Source organism: Archangium lansingense, from assembly GCF_026626635.1.
Classification (GTDB): domain Bacteria; phylum Myxococcota; class Myxococcia; order Myxococcales; family Myxococcaceae; genus Archangium; species Archangium lansingense.
The window spans coordinates 11,443,583-11,463,417 of the sequence record NZ_JAPNKA010000001.1 but is presented as its reverse complement, the minus strand read 5'-3'; the positions used below and the strand labels follow the sequence as shown (position 1 = coordinate 11,463,417).

Annotated in this window: 20 protein-coding genes and 1 pseudogene; 15 read left to right on the top strand and 6 right to left on the bottom strand. The window is 66.2% G+C overall.

Annotated elements, in window-relative coordinates; translation table 11 throughout:
- Nucleotides 1-376: 376 nt before the first annotated feature.
- From OV287_RS45865 to OV287_RS45840, 6 genes are all read left to right on the top strand, one after another.
- Entirely contained in the window at nucleotides 377-976 is a 600-nt protein-coding gene (locus tag OV287_RS45865; protein WP_267540387.1) for a hypothetical protein, read from the top strand.
- Between the two features lie 19 nt (nucleotides 977-995).
- Nucleotides 996-2,126 carry a serine/threonine protein kinase gene (locus tag OV287_RS45860; protein ID WP_267540386.1) on the top strand — a complete coding sequence of 377 codons (1,131 nt, stop codon included), beginning with the start codon at nucleotides 996-998 and terminating at the stop codon, nucleotides 2,124-2,126.
- A 5-nt stretch (nucleotides 2,127-2,131) separates the two neighbouring features.
- A complete protein-coding gene (locus OV287_RS45855; protein ID WP_267540385.1) occupies nucleotides 2,132-2,575 on the top strand; it encodes a helix-turn-helix domain-containing protein in 444 nt (147 codons plus the stop codon).
- A 12-nt stretch (nucleotides 2,576-2,587) separates the two neighbouring features.
- Entirely contained in the window at nucleotides 2,588-2,950 is a 363-nt protein-coding gene (locus OV287_RS45850; protein WP_267540384.1) for a helix-turn-helix domain-containing protein, read from the top strand.
- Between the two features lie 156 nt (nucleotides 2,951-3,106).
- The gene (locus OV287_RS45845; protein WP_267540383.1) at nucleotides 3,107-5,197 is read left to right on the top strand and encodes a serine/threonine protein kinase; all 2,091 of its coding nucleotides are present in this window, start codon (nucleotides 3,107-3,109) and stop codon (nucleotides 5,195-5,197) included.
- A gap of 28 nt (nucleotides 5,198-5,225) precedes the next feature.
- A complete protein-coding gene (locus OV287_RS45840; protein ID WP_267540382.1) occupies nucleotides 5,226-6,179 on the top strand; it encodes a DUF2381 family protein in 954 nt (317 codons plus the stop codon).
- A 174-nt stretch (nucleotides 6,180-6,353) separates the two neighbouring features.
- Here OV287_RS45840 and OV287_RS45835 read toward each other — a convergent pair whose 3' ends face one another.
- Nucleotides 6,354-7,496, bottom strand: a complete 1,143-nt coding sequence (locus OV287_RS45835) for a toll/interleukin-1 receptor domain-containing protein (RefSeq protein WP_267540381.1) — start codon at nucleotides 7,494-7,496, stop codon at nucleotides 6,354-6,356.
- Between the two features lie 977 nt (nucleotides 7,497-8,473).
- Between OV287_RS45835 and OV287_RS56290 the strand changes: the two genes are divergently transcribed.
- Entirely contained in the window at nucleotides 8,474-9,610 is a 1,137-nt protein-coding gene (locus tag OV287_RS56290; protein ID WP_308809794.1) for a peptidoglycan-binding domain-containing protein, read from the top strand.
- An 87-nt stretch (nucleotides 9,611-9,697) separates the two neighbouring features.
- Here OV287_RS56290 and OV287_RS45815 read toward each other — a convergent pair whose 3' ends face one another.
- A complete protein-coding gene (locus OV287_RS45815; RefSeq protein ID WP_267540380.1) occupies nucleotides 9,698-10,207 on the bottom strand; it encodes a hypothetical protein in 510 nt (169 codons plus the stop codon).
- Between the two features lie 73 nt (nucleotides 10,208-10,280).
- A pseudogene (locus tag OV287_RS56625) lies at nucleotides 10,281-10,577 on the bottom strand (Ig-like domain-containing protein); the annotation flags it as partial.
- A 188-nt stretch (nucleotides 10,578-10,765) separates the two neighbouring features.
- Here OV287_RS56625 and OV287_RS45810 point away from each other — a divergent pair.
- Nucleotides 10,766-11,308, top strand: coding sequence for a GFA family protein (locus tag OV287_RS45810; RefSeq protein WP_267540379.1), 543 nt, complete (start codon nucleotides 10,766-10,768; stop codon nucleotides 11,306-11,308).
- 46 nt (nucleotides 11,309-11,354) lie between these two features.
- On the opposite strand, the gene OV287_RS45805 is transcribed toward OV287_RS45810, so the two are convergent.
- Entirely contained in the window at nucleotides 11,355-11,930 is a 576-nt protein-coding gene (locus OV287_RS45805) for a CBS domain-containing protein (protein WP_267540378.1), read from the bottom strand.
- 247 nt (nucleotides 11,931-12,177) lie between these two features.
- Between OV287_RS45805 and OV287_RS45800 the strand changes: the two genes are divergently transcribed.
- The 4 genes from OV287_RS45800 to OV287_RS45785 all read left to right on the top strand — a co-directional run bounded on the left by OV287_RS45800 (nucleotide 12,178) and on the right by OV287_RS45785 (nucleotide 15,212).
- Nucleotides 12,178-12,828: a hypothetical protein gene (locus tag OV287_RS45800; RefSeq protein ID WP_267540377.1), complete on the top strand. Its 651-nt coding sequence runs from the start codon at nucleotides 12,178-12,180 to the stop codon at nucleotides 12,826-12,828.
- A 182-nt stretch (nucleotides 12,829-13,010) separates the two neighbouring features.
- On the top strand, nucleotides 13,011-14,207 hold the full coding sequence (locus OV287_RS45795; RefSeq protein WP_267540376.1) for a hypothetical protein: 1,197 nt from the start codon (nucleotides 13,011-13,013) through the stop codon (nucleotides 14,205-14,207).
- A 4-nt stretch (nucleotides 14,208-14,211) separates the two neighbouring features.
- Nucleotides 14,212-14,538 (top strand): hypothetical protein, encoded by a 327-nt coding sequence (locus tag OV287_RS45790; RefSeq protein ID WP_267540375.1) that lies wholly within the window; start codon nucleotides 14,212-14,214, stop codon nucleotides 14,536-14,538.
- A gap of 131 nt (nucleotides 14,539-14,669) precedes the next feature.
- A complete protein-coding gene (locus OV287_RS45785) occupies nucleotides 14,670-15,212 on the top strand; it encodes a hypothetical protein (protein ID WP_267540374.1) in 543 nt (180 codons plus the stop codon).
- Here OV287_RS45785 and OV287_RS45780 read toward each other — a convergent pair.
- Nucleotides 15,202-15,774: a hypothetical protein gene (locus OV287_RS45780; protein ID WP_267540373.1), complete on the bottom strand. Its 573-nt coding sequence runs from the start codon at nucleotides 15,772-15,774 to the stop codon at nucleotides 15,202-15,204. The two genes, OV287_RS45785 and OV287_RS45780, sit on opposite strands and share 11 nt — an antisense overlap.
- Nucleotides 15,775-15,785: 11 nt before the next feature.
- Entirely contained in the window at nucleotides 15,786-16,499 is a 714-nt protein-coding gene (locus OV287_RS45775) for an autotransporter outer membrane beta-barrel domain-containing protein (protein WP_267540372.1), read from the bottom strand.
- A gap of 229 nt (nucleotides 16,500-16,728) precedes the next feature.
- Between OV287_RS45775 and OV287_RS45770 the strand changes: the two genes are divergently transcribed.
- The 3 genes from OV287_RS45770 to OV287_RS45760 all read left to right on the top strand — a co-directional run bounded on the left by OV287_RS45770 (nucleotide 16,729) and on the right by OV287_RS45760 (nucleotide 19,834).
- Nucleotides 16,729-17,643, top strand: coding sequence for an SRPBCC family protein (locus OV287_RS45770; protein WP_267540371.1), 915 nt, complete (start codon nucleotides 16,729-16,731; stop codon nucleotides 17,641-17,643).
- A 123-nt stretch (nucleotides 17,644-17,766) separates the two neighbouring features.
- On the top strand, nucleotides 17,767-18,990 hold the full coding sequence (locus OV287_RS45765; RefSeq protein ID WP_267540370.1) for a hypothetical protein: 1,224 nt from the start codon (nucleotides 17,767-17,769) through the stop codon (nucleotides 18,988-18,990).
- 160 nt (nucleotides 18,991-19,150) lie between these two features.
- Nucleotides 19,151-19,834 carry a carboxypeptidase-like regulatory domain-containing protein gene (locus OV287_RS45760; RefSeq protein ID WP_267540369.1) on the top strand — a complete coding sequence of 228 codons (684 nt, stop codon included), beginning with the start codon at nucleotides 19,151-19,153 and terminating at the stop codon, nucleotides 19,832-19,834.
- Nucleotide 19,835: the final 1 nt, after the last annotated feature.

Below are 19,835 nucleotides of genomic sequence, written 5' to 3'. Positions count from 1 at the left end.
CGTGGCCCGAGCTGTCGCAGCCCCCCTCCTGCGTTGCTGCTGACGCGCTCTGTGCCCTGCGCCGTACCTGGCACCCTTCACCATGCCCCGCCGCTGTAGGCCCGGCCCGGTAATCACAGGCCATCCCAAACCTTTGCGCGTGAGAACACAGCAGCCCCGCGCCGTGCCGAGTCCTGCAAGGGCACACGCCGCGCACAGTGGCCGGAATATGTGTGGACAAATCTGTACTGATTTCCTCGATTCGGGCCTAAACGCGCAATCTCTGTAATATTTGTTTCTGACTTGTTCGGTAGTCCGGGGCTTCCCCTGTTCACATGACTGTGTTACCTATTCGGGCGCTTCGCAGTCTTACTAGCTACCGCACTGGAGGTGCCCCGTGCCGAGCGAGCCGCGTTCGCTTCGGAAGTGGATTCGTGTTGCCTGCCTTTCGGTTCATGCCCCGCTGAGCTTGCTTGCAGTGCTGGCGTTGCTTGCGTCCGGCCCGGTCGCGTGTGCCAGCCGTCCTCCCTCGGATGCGCTCGCCGCTACCCGTGACGCGCTCGCGGGCCTGGACGAGTTCGGCGCGCTGCTGCTGGGGGCCGGGCTACCCGTTGAAGCCATCCCCCAGGGGCGCAGCGTGTCGCCTGTGCAGGCCGAGCGGCTGCGGCGCTACTTCGCGATCCTGCCCTACCTCCCCCAGCACTACGCGCCCCGGTGCGTTGCCGACGAACTGCTGCGCTACGTCGAGCGGCACGGACAAGGGCTGTCGCGCTGGGATCTGAGCCGGATGGTTCAAGAGTACCGGAGCCTTTTCCTTCTCCGTCAGGATGGATTCCTCGCGGCAGCGCTCACCGGCGAGCCCGCGCAGTGTGTTGGCCCGGTGGCGGTGCGCGACGACGGGGCGGGCGCGGGTGAGTTTGAAATGGGCGAGTTCTACACGCGCGGCGACGGCGAGAGCTGGCGGCGTGCAGACCGTCCCAGTCTCGACAAGCTGTAGGGCTTCGTGAGAACGCACTATGACTGACAGCTCCGGCCCGCGCCTTCGCTTCGATTTCGAGGGCTTCCATTACGAGGTTTACGGCACCCAGGTTGATCACCGGGATTACGACAAGCTTCTTCTCGCTTGGAGACAGCCCCTTAGCGGCGGGGCTCGCTCGCAAGTCATTCTAAAGCCTATGCAGTTGCCGTCGGACTACGAGCGGAGCGAGCGGGCATGGGAAGAGGTGCAGCTCGCGTCGCACCTGGAGCATCCGGGCATCGCCAAGGTTTACGGCTTCGCGGTGCATGCCGATGTTCCCTATGTCGTCACGGAGCACATGCGCGGCTGCTATCTCCTGACCGCGATGGACTTCGCTTTGCTGGTGGGGCGCACGTTGTCGCCCCCCTTCGCTGCCTATGTCGCGGCGGAAGTGGCGGGCGCGCTTGCTTATGCACATGCGCGCAGTGACAGCGCGGGCCAACCGCTGCACATCATCCACCGTGCCGTGGGGCCCATGCGGATCCGTCTCGGGTTTGATGGTCGCGTCAAGCTCGTGAATTTCGGCGCGGCATACTCCGAGCTGCGCAACCGCCTACAGACGCCGCCCGGACTCTTGCGAGGCGATCCCGCCTACTGTGCGCCCGAAATACTGCGCGCTGCGATGGAGTTCACCGGGCGCCGGGTCGACCCGCTAATCGCGGGAGCCATTGACGGCAGAGCGGACGTTTTCTCTCTCGGGCTCGTGCTGCTGGAAATGCTGCTGGCTGAATACCCTCTCGATCCGAGTGATGCGCCTGTACAAAGTACTCCGACGGGGTTCGCGTCTCGTTTGCGAGCCGAGCGAAGCGCGCAGTTAAGTCTAGACGTGTTGGCTTACCGGCTGCTGCGCTTCGACCCTGCGGAAGCTGAGCGTCGGCTTGAGTTCGCACCTGGTCCCTTGCGGTCCATTGTCCGGCGTGCGCTTCAATCGGAGACCTCCGCGCGCTACGGGGCCGCCGAAATGCGCGAAGAGCTGCTCGTCTATTTGGGGGGCGTGGAGCCGCCAGTCGTCGCGGAAGAGATCGCGGCAGAGCTGAAGGCGATTTTCGAGGCTGCCGCGAGGGTCAAGCGGCTGACGGCAAACCCCATCGAGCGAACGGCGCTGTCGCCGGACGAGCAGGGAGACTAGCGCCAATGAATCAAAAGCCTGTCACACGGTCGCCCGAGAAGGACCCGCTGAGCGTCCAGATTGGAAGCGCGGCGCGCAAGGCTCGAATAACGTTAAGACTGTCGCAGGAGGAAGCAGCCGAGCGCGTCGGCGTTGCGACGGAAGTCTATGGGCGGTGGGAGCGAGGCGACCTTCGCCCGAGCACCCCGACGCTTATAAAGCTCAGCAAGGCGCTCGGGACTTCTGTCGACACGTTGATCGGGCTCGCTGGTGAGAGGAAGGCGACGACACCCGAGATAACCGAACCAACGCCCGACCCCATGCCGCGAGAGTTTCGGCGGCTCCGCCGCACGTTGCGGACAATGGATAAGCTCCAGCTTGCCACCTTCACACGCATGGCTGCTGTACTCGTGACGCATAAGCGGCGGCGGCAGGGGTCCCGACGCAAGGCACAAGCGGCGGCGACCTGATAGAGATGCCCTATGGAAGATGACCTTCTGCAAAAGACGATCGGAGAGGCTGCCCGAACCGCACGCGAGGGGCTCGGGCTCACTCAGGCCCAAGTGGCGCAAAAGGCTGGCATGAGCGCGCAGGTCTACGGACGAATCGAGCGCGGCGGAATGATGCCTAGCGTTCCGGCACTCCGACGGCTCGCGGCTGCGTTGGGTGTGTCGCCTGCTGTGCTGCTGGATATGAGCCCGCGCGAGGTGCCGTCATCGGGTAACGACCTGTCACCCGAGACGCGAAGGGTCGTAGGGCTCCTGCGGACGTGGCCCGAGTACAAGGTGGCCATCGGGCGCGAGCTGCTGCTGGTCCTCGACGCTGCGCCGATGCGTGAGGAATAGAGAACCGTCTCTGATTAGGGACTGGGGCGGCGGGTGGAGCGACCGACTTGGAGCGGTCGCCACCTTGGAGGGGTCCACCTACCGCCCCGGTCCCGCTGTCTGAGCCGTATCCCTGCGGTTATGCTACGCTCCCCCATCTAGGAGGTGAGGTAGAGCGTGGGACTGACACTCAGGCACCCGGACATCGACGAGATGATCGGGGACTACAAGATCGTGGGGCTTTTGGGCGCGGGGGGCCTCGGGATCGTCTACAAGGTCGAGCGCGGGGGCCGCTTTTTTGCGTTGAAGCTCCTCTTGGTCTCCACGCTGGACGGAAGGGGCAAGCGTGAGATCGGCATTCTCATTCACTTGGAGAACCCCGGCGTCGTCCGCTACGTGGGCTCGGACTTCTGGCCCGACCCAGTTATCGGCCATCCCTATATCGTGATGGAATTCGTGCCGGGCGACACGCTTTTTGCGTTTGCCTACAACCAAAACCCATCGGCGCGGAAGGCTACGCGCATCGTCCTGGACGCGGCGTTGACGCTTGGGGAGGTACACGCGGCGGGCGTGTTTCACCGTGACGTGAAGCCTGAGAACATTCTCATTCGGGAAGGGAGCGAGAGGCCGATCTTGATTGATTTCGGAATTGGTTCTCTTGCCAGTGCCCCGACTGTCACCGGCTCGCAGCTCCCACCGGGGACAGAGGAGTTCCGATCCCCTGAGCAGATCCGGTTCCAGCGCGCCAACCCGGACGGCGCGGGTCAATACGAGTACGGGCCGACCGACGAGATGTGGGCGTTGGGGGTGACTTATTACTGGCTGCTTACGGATGTGTTTCCCTTTGGCGAGCGGACGGATCCGGGGGGGCTGGATGGGCTGCGCGAGCGCATCTTGAGCCATCGGCCCGAAGCGCCGCACGTCGTGAACCCCCGAGTGCCGCTGGCAGCCTCGCTGCTGTGCATGAGGATGCTTGCTGAGCGACCGGAGGATCGTTTCCCGGTGGTTGCGACGCTGTGCGCGGCTTTGAATGAGTCCTTGTCCAACGCTGAGAACGACGCCACCTGGGATCCGCCGCTCGGGGACCCGGACGATCCGCAGCTCACAACCACAGTCGAGGACCCGGAACGGCAGGAGGCGAGCGAGCAGCGGCGCGCGTTTCTAAGGGCGGTGAAGCGGCGCCCCCGGCGCGGGCGGCCTCTGCCGAAAAGGGACCGGGTGTTCTTCCTGCCCGAGCAGATGGCAGCCCCAAAGGTTCCGGCAGCAGCCGCAAACCCGGACGAGATCCCCACGGTGGATGCGCCCGGTGTGGCCCCCACCCCGGCAGAGCACGAGCTGCCCGTTAAGAGCGCCCCAGTGCCGCCAGCTCGCGAACTCGAGCCCGCCGCCGCCGCTCCCCAGCTCCGTCGCGCCGCGTGGCGCCTGGGGCTCGCTGGGGCCGTGCTGCTGGTGGCCGTCGTTGTCCTGTCCGTGGGCGCGAACCTGGGGGAACCTAGCTCTTTGGGCCGCATCAGCGAGGCAGGGCCAGAGCTGCCGCTACCGCCCACGTCCCCGAGCCATCACGCTACCGATGCAGGCGTGCGCGGTCGTGAAGTGGCGCCCGATGCAAAGGCGCTGGAATCTCTCCCCGGAGGAGACGCGACACCCGTTGGGGCTCAACTTCCCGCGTCTACCGCTAACGCCATGCTTCGCACGTCCGCTCAGACGCCCAAGAACGAAACGCCGAAAACGCAGAGGCAAGGTGCAGGGTTCCGCTTGCCGGTGAAGCCCGCAGCCGTGGCGGTCTGTGCGCTGCTCGATGGGGGATGCACCGCGCCCGCTTCCCAGGTGCGCCCCGAGCCCCCCGCAGTTTCCTGCCCCGAGGGTTGGCAGGAGACCCACGAGAGGCTTCACGTCAAGTCACGGGGGCTTGCCACGTTGAAGGGGTACAAGCACGAGCCCGGGGAGGTGGCCAGGGTCAAAGACGGTCCCGCTACCCTCCGAGTGGAGAGCGTGGATGGGTTGCCCGAGAACACGCTGCTTCTTGGCACGTTGCAGCTTGGGGAGGAGCGCCTATTCGGCACCTTCACCCAGGCGCAGATCCCCGGCGCGGGGACTGTGCCCGTGTGTCTGGTCATTGGCCTGGATACCCAGGCGCCCTTTGTGGACGAACGCGGCAAGAATTACGTTTGCGGCTCTGGCTTGGGCGTCTGCCTCGACCCCGGAAGCAAGCCCGGCAATGCCAAGGTATACCCGCGCTTTCAACTCCACTGGCCGACCCGGTTCTAGGCTTGCCCCGCTCTGAGGCTGAGATCCCATGCTGCCCCCTTCGCCCAGTGCCGTCCTGCTGGCCGCCCTGCTCGCTGGTGCTGCGCAAGCCGCAGAACCGCCCCCCGTTCCCCCCTGCGTCTCAACGGCTCGCTTTGACTTGGCGATGGGCTCTCCGGAGGGGGCTCCCGACGTGTGCGCTAGCGCGGACGAGACGACGACCTTCGTCTTTGACTCCCGCGTCGCTGTGGGGGCGGTGGAGTTTCAGCCAGGGGAACGCCTCGCGCATTGGGCACTCGGGCATGACGGGCTGAGTCTCTACGCCACTCCAAAGACGGACTACCTGCCGGGGGAGCGGGTAAAGGTGACGGTGCGCTTCGCGGATGGCGCGGCACCGGCGAGCGCGAGCTTTTGGCTTGTGGGTCATGCGTCAAGAGGGACGCGCCGGGTGGAGGTGTTCCGGCAGCCGCGCCCGCCCGACGTGCTCAAGAAAGAGCGTGACGAGGCACAGGCCGAAGCGCGCCAGTGCCAGGAGGACAAAGCGCGGCTTCTGGCCGAGCGTCAGGAGCCGGGCGGACTCATGGGGGCCGCGTGGCTGGAGCGGGCCGGGACCCTCACATCGCAACCGCTTTTCGGGTCGGTGAGAGAGCAGCCGGGAAACGCGCTCGGGTTGGAAGCGACGAAGAGCTTCAGCTACACGCTCAGCGACGAGACCCGCCCGGTGAGCGTGGCTGCGCGACTGGCCCTCAAGAACCCCGGTGCCGAGCCCTGGACGCTCGCGGGGGCGGCGCTGGTGGACAAGGCGGGGGAAGAGGTGGAGCTTGCCCGGTGGCAAGAGGCGCCTATTCCCGCGAATGGGGCCGGTGCCGTCGTGGTGGGCATCGAGGGGGAGCGCGCGCAGCTCGGCTGCCCCTGCACCCTCAAGCTGTGGGAGGCAACCGGGCCGCGCACCGTAACCCTTGGGAACGTCACGTTCCCCGAGGGCAAAGCGAAGGGGCCCTGAGCACGGCCCGCTATGTACCCCCAATGTGCTCCTCCAGTGGTTAAGCATAGAAGGATAGAAGGCCTATTGAAGACGAGGACGAGAGCGGAGGGGGCGAGGCCCCCCTGGGACCTTCATCCAGCGAGGCATAGCAGCCGCCCACTTCCATAGGCAGCGAAATACTCGAACACAAACTTATGAGGCGCCCCCACCAGCGGGGCTGACCTCCAGCCGCCTGAGGAGTTTCTCCACCGAGGTCGTGTACTTCGCCTCGTCGGTGAAGTCAGCGTAAAGCTTGGGCATCAGGAATGGAGGAAGCTCACACTTTTGAATCAGCAGAGGGAGCACCTTCACCGAACGCGACTCCACCTCCATTGCCATTGCCGACTCCAGTTCCCTCTCTACCCACTTCGATGCCACCGAATGAGGAGACAGAACAACGCCGACGAACTCAGACTTCGTAATGCCCTCCTGAATCTTCTTGATCAGGGAGTCACCAATCTGAATCTCGAACTCATCCACCCAAACCTGCTTGACGCCTCGTGCCATCAAGGATTCGCGCAATCTCCGAACGAAGGGCTTGTCCTCACTGGAATGCGCCAAAAAGATGCCGCGGTACTCCACCACCTCGGTTTGCCCCTTCTGCATCTTGAGGGCGCTTCGTACCAAGGCGTTGACAGCGGCAGGTGTCGGCGGCGGCGTCACCAGCCAGACACGACTTCCGTCCAACTCAAGGACGCTGCCGAGGACGCCGCCATCTGGAGCCTCCAGCAGTCGCTGTTCGGACGCTTTTCCGTGATGGCGCCATGTCAAGGTCCACCCATCCGCTCGAAGCGCATCAAAATAGTCGGCCAAGTCCGGAGCGGTCCCCACAGAGCGCACCTTTCGTGACTGTTTCTGCTCAAGGTCCGCGAGCTTAAAAAACTGCCTGAGGCCTTCGTGCAGATAGCCCAGGTGGCTTGAGCGCTTGCCGAAGAACGATTCCAACTTGGGAGGCGCGGCCACAAAGATCACCCGAGTGCCTTCGCTAAGAGCCCCCTCCAGCTCACGCTCGCGTTCCACTCGATGGAACACGTCATCAATGTCCTTGCCTGGATCTACATGCTTTAGCCGAATCAGCTCGTCGGGCTTACTGGAGTGTTCGGTTGGTCCTCCGAACATGAAATGTGAATAGCTTTGGGGGTTGATGATAATCACATCGTAGTCGTACAGCGGTGCGGCGGCCTGTTCACCGATCACACTAGGGTGCCCGAGCCCCTTCGTTTCGATCATCACGCCGTCAGGAGGCTTCCCGTCGAAGGTCAGCCCTACAAGGAGCACACGTACTGGACTGGTCATGACTCCAGCCTACTGACGCTCCAGCACCAGATACAGTCCCAACTGCAAGTTGCCCGCACTGCGAAGATGGATGCCGCTCTTCTCGGCGCCCTGTGGGTGGCTCTGCCTGCTCGGAGGTGGCCACACCGATACGATGCTTCTGCGCATAGGTGGAAGAGAAGTCGTGTTGAGGTGAGGGCTGGAGCGGAGGGGCCGAGGAGGGCCGCTGACAGGGGCCGCCGGAGCAGTGCGCCCGGTCGGTGGAGAGGTCGCGCAGCCCCTTGTGGGACACGCCTGCCCAGACCGCCCTCCCATGAGGCGCGCGGGCAGGAGCCTGGGCTTGTTGGCGCTGTGAAGCCGTGCGCCAGCACTCCGCATTCCCGGTACCTAGCGAAGTCCCGCTCCACGTACCGGGGCAGTCGCGCCCAACCTCGCTCGTCTCCGCCAGCAGTGTGGCGAGGTTGTCCCTCACCGCCTCGTACAGCACCGTCCCCTCCGGCGGCCTCCGCCGGTATTCCCCCCCGCGCTCCTTCACCTGCCCCTCCCCAGCCACACCTCGCCAGGGCACACGCTACCGTCCGCCTCCCACGGGCTTCTCGTGGGCCCTGGGAGACCGGGGATCCCTGGCCGCTCGCGTCCGAGAGCGGCTTGACCTGGTTGGGCTGAATGTGCCCCCAGTGTGCCCCTCCAGCGGGGAAAGGGGCGGAACACGAGGGCACGGGGTGGGACGGGACGGGATGACGAACCCGAGGAGAATCAAGGCGATAGCGGGTAACAGCGCGTCCTGCTTAGGGTTTTCTATCGCCTTGTTCACGGGTTCGATTCCCGCCGCCTCCACTCCCCCCGCTCACCGGGTGCCAGGTGCCGGAGGGCGGCGGAACGCCTCCCTTGATGCGTCGCAACCCACCGGAATTACTGCTGTGGCGAAGATGGGACGCAACTTGCGGTCCCCTGAGGGCGATAACCTTCCAACGGTCTCATTTTACGAGGTTTTCGAAATGCGTGTCTCTGCCGCCCCACGCAGCACCCTCACCGCAGCCAGCTCGCCTTCGAAGCCCACCTTGAAGCTCGGCGCGTCCGGCGCTTCGGTGAAGACCCTTCAGCAGGCGCTGGCCAACGCGGGCTTTTCGCCGGGCGCGGTCGACGGCCAGTTCGGTCCGAAGACGGCCGCGGCGGTGAAGGCCTTCCAGAGCGCGAGGGGCCTCGTCGCCGACGGCATTGTCGGGCCGAAGACCTGGGCCAAGCTGACCGCGGCTCCCGCAGGCGGCGCGACCCCCACGCTCAAGCAGGGGGCGACGGGCGCCTCCGTCACCAACCTGCAGAAGCTCCTCGCCCAGCACGGCTTCAACCCGGGCGCGGCGGACGGCCAGTTCGGTCCGAAGACGGCCGCGGCGGTGAAGGCCTTCCAGAGCGCGAAGGGCCTCGTCGCCGACGGCGTCGTCGGGCCGAAGACCTGGGCCAAGCTGAATGGCGCGGCAGCGCCGGCTCCTTCGGCTCCGGGCGGTAGCGGCCCCACGCTCAAGCAGGGCCACAGTGGCGCTCCGGTGACCGCGCTTCAGAACCGGCTCAATCAGCTCGGCTTCAATGCCGGTGCGGCGGATGGCCAGTTCGGTCCGAAGACCACCGCGGCGGTGAAGGCCTTCCAGAGCGCGAAGGGCCTGGTCGCCGATGGCGTCGTCGGGCCGAAGACCTGGAGCAAGCTCGGCATCACGGTGAGCGGCACGCCCACGACCCCCCCCAGCACCGGTGGCGTGCGCGGCAGCTCCGCTCTCGCCAACAACGCCCGCTCGGTGGCGTTGAGCATGGGTGGCTACTCGAGCCAGGGCCTCTGTGCCACGGGCGTGAGCCGCGCCCTTCAGCGCACCTACGGCATCAAGGTGTGGGGCGACGGCAACGACATCGACAACAACCTGCCGAGGGACAAGTTCAAGCAGGTGAACCTGTCGCTTGCCGAAGCGCTGAAGATTCCCGGCCTCGTGCTCACCTGGGAGAAGACCTCCACCCGCCTCGGCAGCATCTACGGCCATACCGCTATCACCTCGGGCGACGGCCGCAGCTCCTACAGCGACTTCGTGGAGAGCAACACCCTGGGCGTGGGCGGCCGCAGCGGCTTCAAGGTCTTCATGCCAATCTAGATGGCTCCGGGGCTGTGCGAGGTGCTCATCGGTGAAAGGCATGGGCGGCAATGACACCCATGCGCGGCTGCTCGCCCTGCCGTGAGCTCAGTTGTTCGTGAAGGTGACGATGGCGCCGACGTTCGTGTAGTTGCTCCACTTCGTGCAGTCGGTGGTGTCCCCGTCGCAACGGCCCATCCGCATGTGGACGACCGCCCCCTCCGGGAGGCCCTTCTCGCAGATTCCGAAGGTCGTGCTCCCCGTCGTCAGCCGGCAAAGGCCACGACGGCTGCCATTGTCCAGCCACCAATAGACGCCCGGGCTGCGGCCGTCGGATTGCTGATCCTCGACCAGGAATGCGTCCGACCCCTGCTTCCACCAGGCCTGCCCATACGCCCACCCTCTGGAATCGTAGCCTTCCGCATTGGGACCGCTCTGCGCGTAACCAGCACTGTTGACCACCGTCACCTGGTACTCGAGCGTTGCCAACGCGCTTTCCGCCCTTCCGTCAGCCTGCGGCTCGGGAGCCAGCTCCTCTTCGGTACCACCACAGCCGGTGACGGCCAGCGAGAGGGAGAGAAGGGACAGCGCCGCGCGCTTCATCTGGGCTCGAAACATGGGGGAATGGCTCCGTCGGTGATGTCCTGCCAGACCTGGAATACGAGCTAGAGCAGAAAATGACAACACGCCCTCAACACAGGCTGCGCCATCTGGCGCCGTAGGGGCACGAAGAAATCCCGCCGAAAATCGATTTCTGGGATGCGGGCACTCCCGAGCCCACGCGCTCCCACGCAGAGAGCGTGGCCCATCCCACCGAATAGGTGAAGGAGTCCTCGCCAACGAAATCGGGGGCGGGCGCATAAAGGAACGCGGTCTCCGGGCCGGTGACACGCCCGGAGGCGGGGGGCGTCACGCTCGTATAGGTGAGGGGCTCTCCATCCTCGTCGCTCGCCGGGCGTGGGATCGAGAGGCTCGTGTTCCTGCGCGTGGTGGCGGTGAGGGGCGGGGCGGACGGCCGACGTCAGGCTGCGTTAAGGTGCGCGCCCCAGTTGGAAAGCTCCACCTGTCGTACCGGCGGATGACAGCGGTGCGCTCGGCCCACCCGCTCTGGAGTGGCGGTTTCTGGGAGGGAGTGCAGTACCTGGACGGTCTGGTTTGACTCGAGGGCGAGGCAATATGAGCGTTGATTCAGGTAGGTCTCACCTCGTCGCGTGTGCATGCGGCCAGGTGGTGTTCGAGGCGGCGGGTGCGCCGATCCTGACCGCGGTATGTGATTGCGCGAGCTGCCGCGAAGCGGGCCGGCGGATCGAGGCGCTTCCCGGCGCGGCGCCGGTGATCGATGCCGATGGCGGCACCAGCTTCGTGCTCCATCGCAAGGACCGCGTGCGCTGCACGAGCGGTGGGGAGCAACTCAAGGAATATCGCCTCAAGCCCGATTCGCCGACGCGGCGGGTGGTGGCGACCTGCTGCAATTCGGCGATGTTCCTCGAATTCAACAAAGGCCATTGGCTGAGCCTGTACCGGAACCGCATCCCCGGCGCGCCGCCGGTGGAGATGCGGGTGATGGCCCGGGATCGCCCCGACGGCGCGCCCCCGGCCGGAGACGTGCCCGCCTATGCCACGCATTCGGTGGCGTTCATGTGGCGGCTGTTCGCGGCGTGGTTCGCGATGGGACTGCGCACTCCGCGAGGCATCGACGGCACGAAGATCGGGGCATGAGCGGCGTCGGCGACGAGATGGCGACTGTGTTTGACCCGATTACCGCTCAGCGTCCGCTGCGCTTACGCGCTGGAGCCGCTTTGCGAGCCGGGCGCTTCGCCGCGCTCTTCCCGGCCGGGCGCTTCGCCTCGCCGCGGGCTCCCTTCCGGGCCGCAGCCTTCCGAGGCGCGCTCTTCTTGGCGAGCTTGCGGGGCGTGGTCTTCTTCTGGGGCTTGGGCGCTGCCTTTGTCTGAGGTGTGGTCAGGAGCGTCTCCAGTGCCTTCATCGCATCGATGGTGGTGAAGATGCCCTCCACGCGTCCCTCGCGAGCGACGACGGCGGAGCCGTACTTGTGCATGGCCATGGTGCGCGCCACCTCGAGCAGCGCGGTCCCCGGTGGCACCGTATAGGCCTCCTGCGCCATGGCCTCCTCGACCGGGACTTCCTTCGGGTCCACGCCCTTGAGGGTCTCGATGAGGTGCAGATCCCTCATGGATACCACCCCCACCAGCTTCCCACCCTCCAGCACGGGCAGGTGGCGGATGGCGTGCTCGTTCATGATCCGGTGCGCTTCGGCCAAGGGGCTCTGCGTTCCGATGGTGTGCACAGTGCGGGTCATGAAGTCATCGACGACATAGGTCATGGCGGTCCTCGTGTGTGCTCGGGTCTCACGCTAGCAAGGCTCCGGCCACTCCTGAGCCGGGAGGTACCGGCGGCGGGGCGAATCTGTTCGGCGCGCAGCGTCTGCGTCCGGGCCTGAGGCGGACGCAAGGGATGCGTCCTTCGGCCCGCATGGCTGGAGGCACCTGGCACGGCGCATTTCGTGACATGACTTCGGCGGTCATCTACAGTGGGGTGACCGCAGAAGACACCCGAGAGGAGACCCAGGAATGCAGTCCGCGACCGCGCTGCCCGGATTCGAGCGCCTGTTGGAGGTGTGCCGGAGCCGGGCCCATCCCCTGAAGGTGGAGCCACCGCTTCCGTCCGCCAGCCCCGTGGAAACGTCCGTGGCGGGGCAGCCGATGGATTCCCAACTGGCGGCTGTGTATTCGCGCGTGGGCTACCTCTGGGTGCGTGACGAGCTCTACCTCCTCCCCGAGCACCATGAGCGGCGGCCCGATCTGCACCGGGTGAATGCGCACTGGCGCAAGGATTGGGTGGAGCCGTTCGGCTCGTTGCTCGTCTTCGCCAAGGATGACCGGCTGGCCTACTGCTACGCCACGGTGCCGGCCCTGGTGGATGCACGGGGTCTGCAGCCGGTGGTGTGGGTCGACGTCTACGAGGCGCTCTACGCCGTCCCCGTCGCTTCAAGCCTTGACCACTTCTTCGCCACCTACGCGCGCTACCTGGAGGCCGCGCCGAAGGTCACCGGAGACGAGGAGTACGCACCTCCCCTCCGCACCTTTCCCTGGAGCGCCTCCGAGGCCATCGCTCAGGACGCGGAGCTGGTGCGGAGCCTCCGGGCCGGGCACTTCGACTTCCTGATGAAGGCGAGCGCCCGGGCGCGCGAATGGGTGGAGCAAGTGGGGTCCCGAGGCTGAAACGGTGGTGTTGCTCTCCACGGCGCCGCGCCACCCCTCGCCCGCAGAGAGCATGCTATGGCTATGAAATGCATGGAGGAGCGGTCACGTGGATGCTGCTGGCTGCCTTGCTGCTGGCTCAGGGGTGCACGGGCACTTGGGGGGCGGCAATAGGTGGCGCGGGTTGGGAGCCGGAAGGGAGGTTGACGGGTCCAGAAAGAGCCGCTCAAGAGGATGCGCGCCTGGCGGAGGCCGAGGCGGCACTGGAGTTGGTTTGGGACCTGGCCAAAGGGCGGCGGGAGGTAGGGTCTCGTCTGGTCTTCACTTTCTGGGCGCATGATGGCGCGTTGACGCTGCTGAGGTACGAGGAGCAGTCAGGCCGTCGAGCGGGGCTACCGGCGAACGCGGAGCCCCTCACCCGGCAACTTCGACCGGTTTTCGTTGACTACCTGCGCGGACACATCGGCGAGGTGGTGCTGACATTGACCCGAGCGGAGTCGAACTGGACAGTGGATTACGACGCCAACTCCGCAAGCACTCGCCCGCCGGAAGCGAAGACGCTGCCTGTCAGTCGTCGGGGTACCCCAGCCCAATCCTTGGTGAAGGCCCTGGAGGTGGCCACCAGGGTGGTTCGTCTGATGCCCGTGCCTCCTGATGGGATTTCCTCGCTGCGGGCAGAGATCATGTTGGTGGATGATCGAATCATCCATTGGGAACACCGCGGGTTCCAGGTTCTGGAAGGGGAAGGGAGTCCTCGGTTTCTCTCCCAAGAGGCGGTGGAGCGGCTTGCTCGTGTGCTGCTGCCCTTCACACACGGAGTGGGCCAGCGCACGGTGTCTCTGGACCTCGAAGGCACACAGCGCAAGGGTGAACCCATCCCGCGTGTTCAAATCACCGAGGCGCGTATTCTCACCCCAACTCCGCCGTACAACGAGGATCCGGAGTTCGCCGTTGAGTATCGGGCTCTTCACGAGGAGATATTGTGCCGTTGGCGCGAGGGGGTGCGAGACGGAGCGGAGTTATTGGCGCGCTACTCGGTGGAGGAGTTGGCCCTCTGGTACGTGGGTGGCATGCTCACGCGTGGCGCGGGCCTGCTCTTCGAGGCCGCCTCTCCTACGGTGACGCGGGTGCTGACGCGTGGTGGAACGGAAGCCGCCGGTTGGCTCCGCACAGCGCTCTTCCGGATTCCCAAAGCCGAAAGAGCAGTCTTCAATAATTTGTGGTTGAAGGTGCAAATGGAGGGCGCCGAAGCGCTCTCTCGTGCTGAGAAGAACAAATTGCTCCTGCTGATGAATCGCGTCGAGTGGCTCGTTCGTTCCCCCCCTGAGCAAGGAAGAGAAGGAAATACTGCGAGGTGCTGCCCGTCGCTCCTACAAGAAGTTTCAGGATGGGCTCGCTGAATCGATGAAGCTCAAGGGCTCCTATGAGGTACATCACCGCCGCCCACTGGAATATGCCCACCTCTTTCCGGAGAAGGACATCAACGCTGCGGCAAACCTCAAGGGGCTGGGGGATGAGGTTCATCAGCACATCAACAGTATCTGGGCTGAGTTTCGGAGCAGGCGGCCCAACGCGACCCCTGCAGAAGTGGATGAAGTCGTGGCCATTATCGATGAGCGTTTCGGGCGCTGGTATGATGTCCCCTACTCAGCCAGTGATTCGATGGTTGTTCTTGGCGAGGCCGTCAAGGCTGCCCGGCGGAGGTTGGGCGACTATTTTCCCAGTCGTTGAGAGGATTCGTGATGATGCCTTCAGATGGGGCACTCCCAGGCTTGGAGCGTTTGATGGAGGTGTGCCGGAGGTCGGGGTTACCCATACGGCAGGAGCCTCCTACTTCAGCCGCGCTCGTCACGGGAGAGCGCGTGGCCGGCCTTCCCGTCGATTCACTTCTCGCCGCGCTTCATTCGCGTGTGAGCTTTGTTGGTCTGGAGGAGGGATTCGTCCTTCTGCGGGCCGGGGGCGCACAAGAATCCGGCATGACCCGAGTGAACGAGCGCTGGCGGCACGATTGGGCTGAGCCTTTTGGCTCCCTGCTCGTTTTTGGCAAGGAAGACATGTTGGCTTACTACTACGCCACGGTTCCCAGACTGGCGGATGCGCGGGGATGGCAACCGGTGGTGAAGCTCGACATGCACGAAGCGCCCTATGCGCTCCCGCTCGCTTCGAACATCGACAGCTTTCTTGATACCTACTCGCGTTACCTCGAGGCGCTCGTTGAAGAGCCCGAGTATGAGGAGCTTGGGTCTGCCGCGCTCGCGTTTCCCTGGCAGGTGCCCGAAATATTCGCTCGGGACCAGCAATTGGTGCAGATGCTCCGAGACGCTCGCTTTGACTTCCTGCTGCCCGGAGATGATGAAACCCGGGCGTGGATCTCCCAGGTCCTGGCCGCATCCGTCAGAAGATGAACTCGAAGTAATGCACCTCTTCGCGGAGCTCGGCACAGGCCCGGATGTCCGCTGTCCACGCATGGGTGGGCAGGGTGCCCCGGGCCTCGAAAACCAGCTCCAGCCGGTCCTGGCGTGCCAGCTGCGCCACGCTCGCTGCTTCCACCCCACGCAGCGTCAGCCGCGAGGGTGAGAACGCCTGCGAGGGCTGCTGGTACTCGAGCAGCGTCCGGATGACCTCCTGCGCTCCTGGCCGCCTCAGTGACACCTTCGCGTACTCGAGCGTGCTCAGGTCCACCTCGCCCCCCATGACTTCGAGCTCGAACAGCTTCAGCCGGAACTCTGTCTCGAGTTGCCCCTCCGGCATGTCCGTGCCGATCTGCCCCAGCGGGAACTCGAAGGTGTACTCGAGCGTCCCCGGGCTCGCGCTCGGGGCGGGGGCGGGGAACTCGATGCTCCGCCGGGTCTTGCAGATCTCCTCGGTCTCGGCCTTCACCACGAAGAAGGTCTCGGCGATCTTCCGGCAGCCGGAAGCGAGCAGCGTGGTAGCGGTCAGCAGGAGGACGCGGGGAAGGGCACGCATGGAGGAGCCTGTCAGTTGAAATAGACGAGGAGGCCCAGCTTCGCCACCGGGCTGGAGAGACCGAGGTTGAGCGGCCGGGCGGTGATCTCCGGATCATCCTCCGCCTCGGAGATGAAGGTCTTCGCATTGGCCACTTCGATGAACCAGTAGCTGATACCCACGCCGCCAAAGAGCGTCACATAGCGCGAGGGGGAGAATTGCAGGCCGACGCTGCCCGCCACCTGGTGGTAGCCCACCCGGCGGATGCCCGTGGCCGGCGTGGTGGGCTGGCCGTGCAACTGCGTCAGCAGCTTCTCGTAGTCCGCGTTGAAGTAGTAGCCGTACTCCAGCTCCAGCAGGGGCGAGATGATGAGCTCGAGGGGGATGAGGCTCAGTCCTCCGCGCGCCCCGAAGCCCAGGGTGTTCCTCGTGGCCCCCACGTGCGCCCGCAGCCAGCGCCGGGGATGGATGACCGCCGAGAGTCCCACGCCCTCGGGCGCGCCCGCGGCCAGCCTCACGCCGTACCGGGTCTGCCAAGGCGGGACGGCGTCCGCATCCGGGGTGGAGGGGGTGACCACCGTGCCCTCCGTCTCCGAGGCCGGCATGTCCAGGTCGTCCGGGTCCTGTTGGGCCCGAGCACCCGGTGCCAGCGCCAGCATCAGCAGACAGGTGACGGCGCGGGCACATCGGGCGTACCCCTTGATGAGGCCCGGTGTGGCTGGACCACCCCTTGGATTGATTGTCATGGTCATCGCTCCGTCCCCTCCGGACCCTCCTGGCCCGGAGCGAATCATTCGCGAGTCGGGGCCGGGAGTGAAACCCTGAAGACGCGGTTCACTTCCTGGCAGGGCAGCCGGGCGGACAAGCGGGAGTCGGCGGGGGGGTGACAGGTGCCTGCCTCCGGGAGGGCTCGACCGATCGCCGGGGTCTGCTACGGTGTGCCCTCCGGGTGTAGCTGGCCCCTGGAATTGCTCGATGCTCAAGAAGATCCTGATCGCCTTCGCGACCCTGGTGGGGCTGCTGCTCGTCATCGGCTTCGCGCTGCCGTCGAAGTTCCGCGTCGAGCGCTCGACGATCATCCAGGCCCCGCCCGAGGTCATCTACGGCCATGTGGCCAACCTCGAGCGCTGGCAGGAGTGGGGGCCGTGGAGCGCGAAGAAGTACCCGGGCAGCAACTGGATGTACGGAGGGCCCCAGGTGGGCGTCGGCGCCGTCCATAGCTGGAGCGGCGGGAGCGTGGGCAATGGCACCCTCTCCCTCACCCAGGCCGACCCCAAGACGGGCGTGGTCTATGACATGTCGGTGGAGCACGGCCGGTACCTCCTGCACGGCAGCATCTCCTTCGCCCCCGAGGGCCAGGGCACTCGGGTGACGTGGGTGGACGAGGGGGACGTCGGCGCCAGCCCCCTCGCGCACTACCTGGTCCTCCTCATCCGCTCGAGACTGGGCCGCTACCTCGAGGAGGGCCTGGCCAACCTCGGCAAGCAGGTGGAGGCGAGCTTCTCTCCGCTCGTGGCCGAGCCTGAGCCGGCGCCCGCTCCGGTTCCGGTGGAGCAGGCCGAGGCTCCGGCGCAGCCATCCGCTCCCGCACCGGCCGCTCCTCCTCCGGCGGAGGGCGCGCAGGCGGGTGCCCCGACCGTGGAGGGCTCGCCCGTGACGGGTTCTCCGGCCGGTCCTCCGGCGGAGGTCGCGCATGTACCCGATGCGGGCGAGGTGGTGCCTCCGGTGGCATTGCCTCCAGCGCCTGAGGGAGAGGTCGCCCCTGCCTCGCCTGGCACGACGGCTCCTACCGGTGAGCCGACTCCCGCGGAGGCCTCGCCCACTGTTCCGGCTTCGACGCCTGCTCCGGCTCCGGCTTCGTCCGAGGGGCAAGCGGCGTCGCCGACCTGACACCGGTGGGCCGCGCGCGGACGTCGCGGGCCCGCGCACCCGTTATGCTGCTCGGCCACCATGTCCGAGCGCTTGCGCACAGAGGTTTCCCCTGCCCGGGTGGGGGTCCCCAGCGCTGAGGACATGCGCCGTCAGCTCGAGGGTCGTGTCGAGGTGGTGGAGGCTTCGCGCGAGCGCTACGCCGCGCTGGAGTCGCTCCTCTCGGGCAAGAGGTGGAAGCGCCACCTGCGCGCGCAGCTTGGTGCACTCGAAGCGGTGCTGCGCCACGAAGCCGCCTTCGACGAGGCCATGGAGCGCATTCAGCGCCGCGCCCAGGCGGACGGCTGGCCGGTGCAGTCCCCGGTGCTCGTCACGATTCGGGACGTCTGGATGCTCCGGAGCCGGCTGGAGGCGCTCGTTCGCAAGCGGCTCGATGAGCTGGCGCCCGTGTCTGGTGCTCCTTCCCTGGTGGAAGCGCTCTCCCGGCTCGAGAAGCTCGTCTTCGAGGCCATTTCCCTGGAGCCCATCCCGGGCGAGGTGCGCCTGTTCGAGGGCGACACGGCGGACTTCGCGTTCGCGCTCCGGCTCTACCTGTCGCTCATCGGGACACTCGTCCTGGGGCCGCTCGCCAACCGGTGGGGCGGAGGGCTCCTGGCCTTCGTGCTGCTGTCGCTGCTCTTCGCGAACATCGTCCATGGCGTGCTGTGCTCCGGCAAGTACTGGCTCACCAGCAAGCGGCTCGTGTGGAAACCCTACACGGGCGAGCCGGTGCAGCTCTCGCTGCGCTCCATCATGGAGGAGGGGCTCCAGGTCTCCTTCCTCGGCGTGCGCGTCCTGGGCGAGCGGAAGCTCTTCATCCAAGACATGGCGCAGAGCCATCTCCTCGCGGTCCTGATGGAGCTGCGCCGCCAGCCGCCGCTGCTGGACTCCGTGCGCACCGAGCGTCTGGCGGATGTGCTCTGCTTCGAGGCCACCCTTCAGGACGGCACCTCCCGAAGGGGGTACGCGGTGCTTCGTCCCGGTTACGTCGCCTTCCTGCCGAGGCATCAGGGGACGGAGGTGCTGCGAGCCATCATCGGCACGCGCTCTACCCTGCGTGTGAGAGCGGGCGAGATGCCTCACCTTATCGAGCAGCTCCGGTACCTGCCCTCGGAGGCCGCGTTCGATGCGTGCGTGGAGCGCGCCGTGGCCGCCGCGGGCGGTGAGCGTTGGAGCGCATGGGAGGCTCGCTACGACGCGATCGCACCGGTGTGGAAGGAGATCCGCCTCCTGACCCCCGGTTCGAGCCCGCGCATGTTGAGCGGCAAGGTGGGGTGGAGCCAGCAAGAGGAGGCCGTGCGGCTGTTGGCGGACTGGCCGAAGCGCTGAGCACCGCGCTCGTTGCAGCACCCGAGTGTCAGCGCGCGGACGCCCCTACCTCCCCTGGGACCAGTTCCTTGGCCTTTGGCACGTGCCCAGTCTCGCGGCACTCCGAGGAAGGGTACGCGAGCCAACTCTCGAAATCCCCGAAACCTCGGCGAAGGGGCTTATGATCGACGAGGTCGATCAACGCTTGAAGAGCTGGGTAGGGCGGGTGCTTGGCGATGCGCCTGTCTCTCTGGCCGTGCCGGAGCGCGAGTCCGTGGAGCGGCGCGTGGGGCTCTACTTGTTGGAGCTCGCTCCGGCGCCACCGCCCCGCACGTCGCGCCGGCCCCCGCTGCGGGTGTCGCTCTGCTACCTCGTCACCACGGGTGGGGAATCTCCGGAGCGTGCCCACCACCTGCTGGGCGAGCTCGTCTTCGCGGCCATGGAGGAGCCGAGCTTCGAGGTGGACCTCACGCCTGTACCGGTGCCGCTGTGGGCAGCGCTGGGCGTGCCACCGAGGCCCGCTTTCCGCCTGCGTGTGCCGCTGGAGCGCGAGCGTCCGCTTCCGGCCATTCCTCGCGTGAGGGTGCCGCTCATCACCCGGACCGTGCCAGGAGCGGTGCTGCTGGGCCGTGTCGTAGGGCCTGGGGACATCCCCATTCCGGATGCCCAGGTGGAGCTGCCGTCCATGGGCCTGAGCGCGCGCACCGACGCGAAGGGCCGCTTCCGCATTGCCTCGGTGCCCGCCGACACGCCGCTCGGACGGCTGGAGGTGCGTGCGAAGGGAGAAGTGCTCGCGGTGCGTGCCGAGGAGCTCCCCACCGAGGAGGGGGCGCTGTTGGTGCGGCTGCCGTTGAAGGAGGGATGAC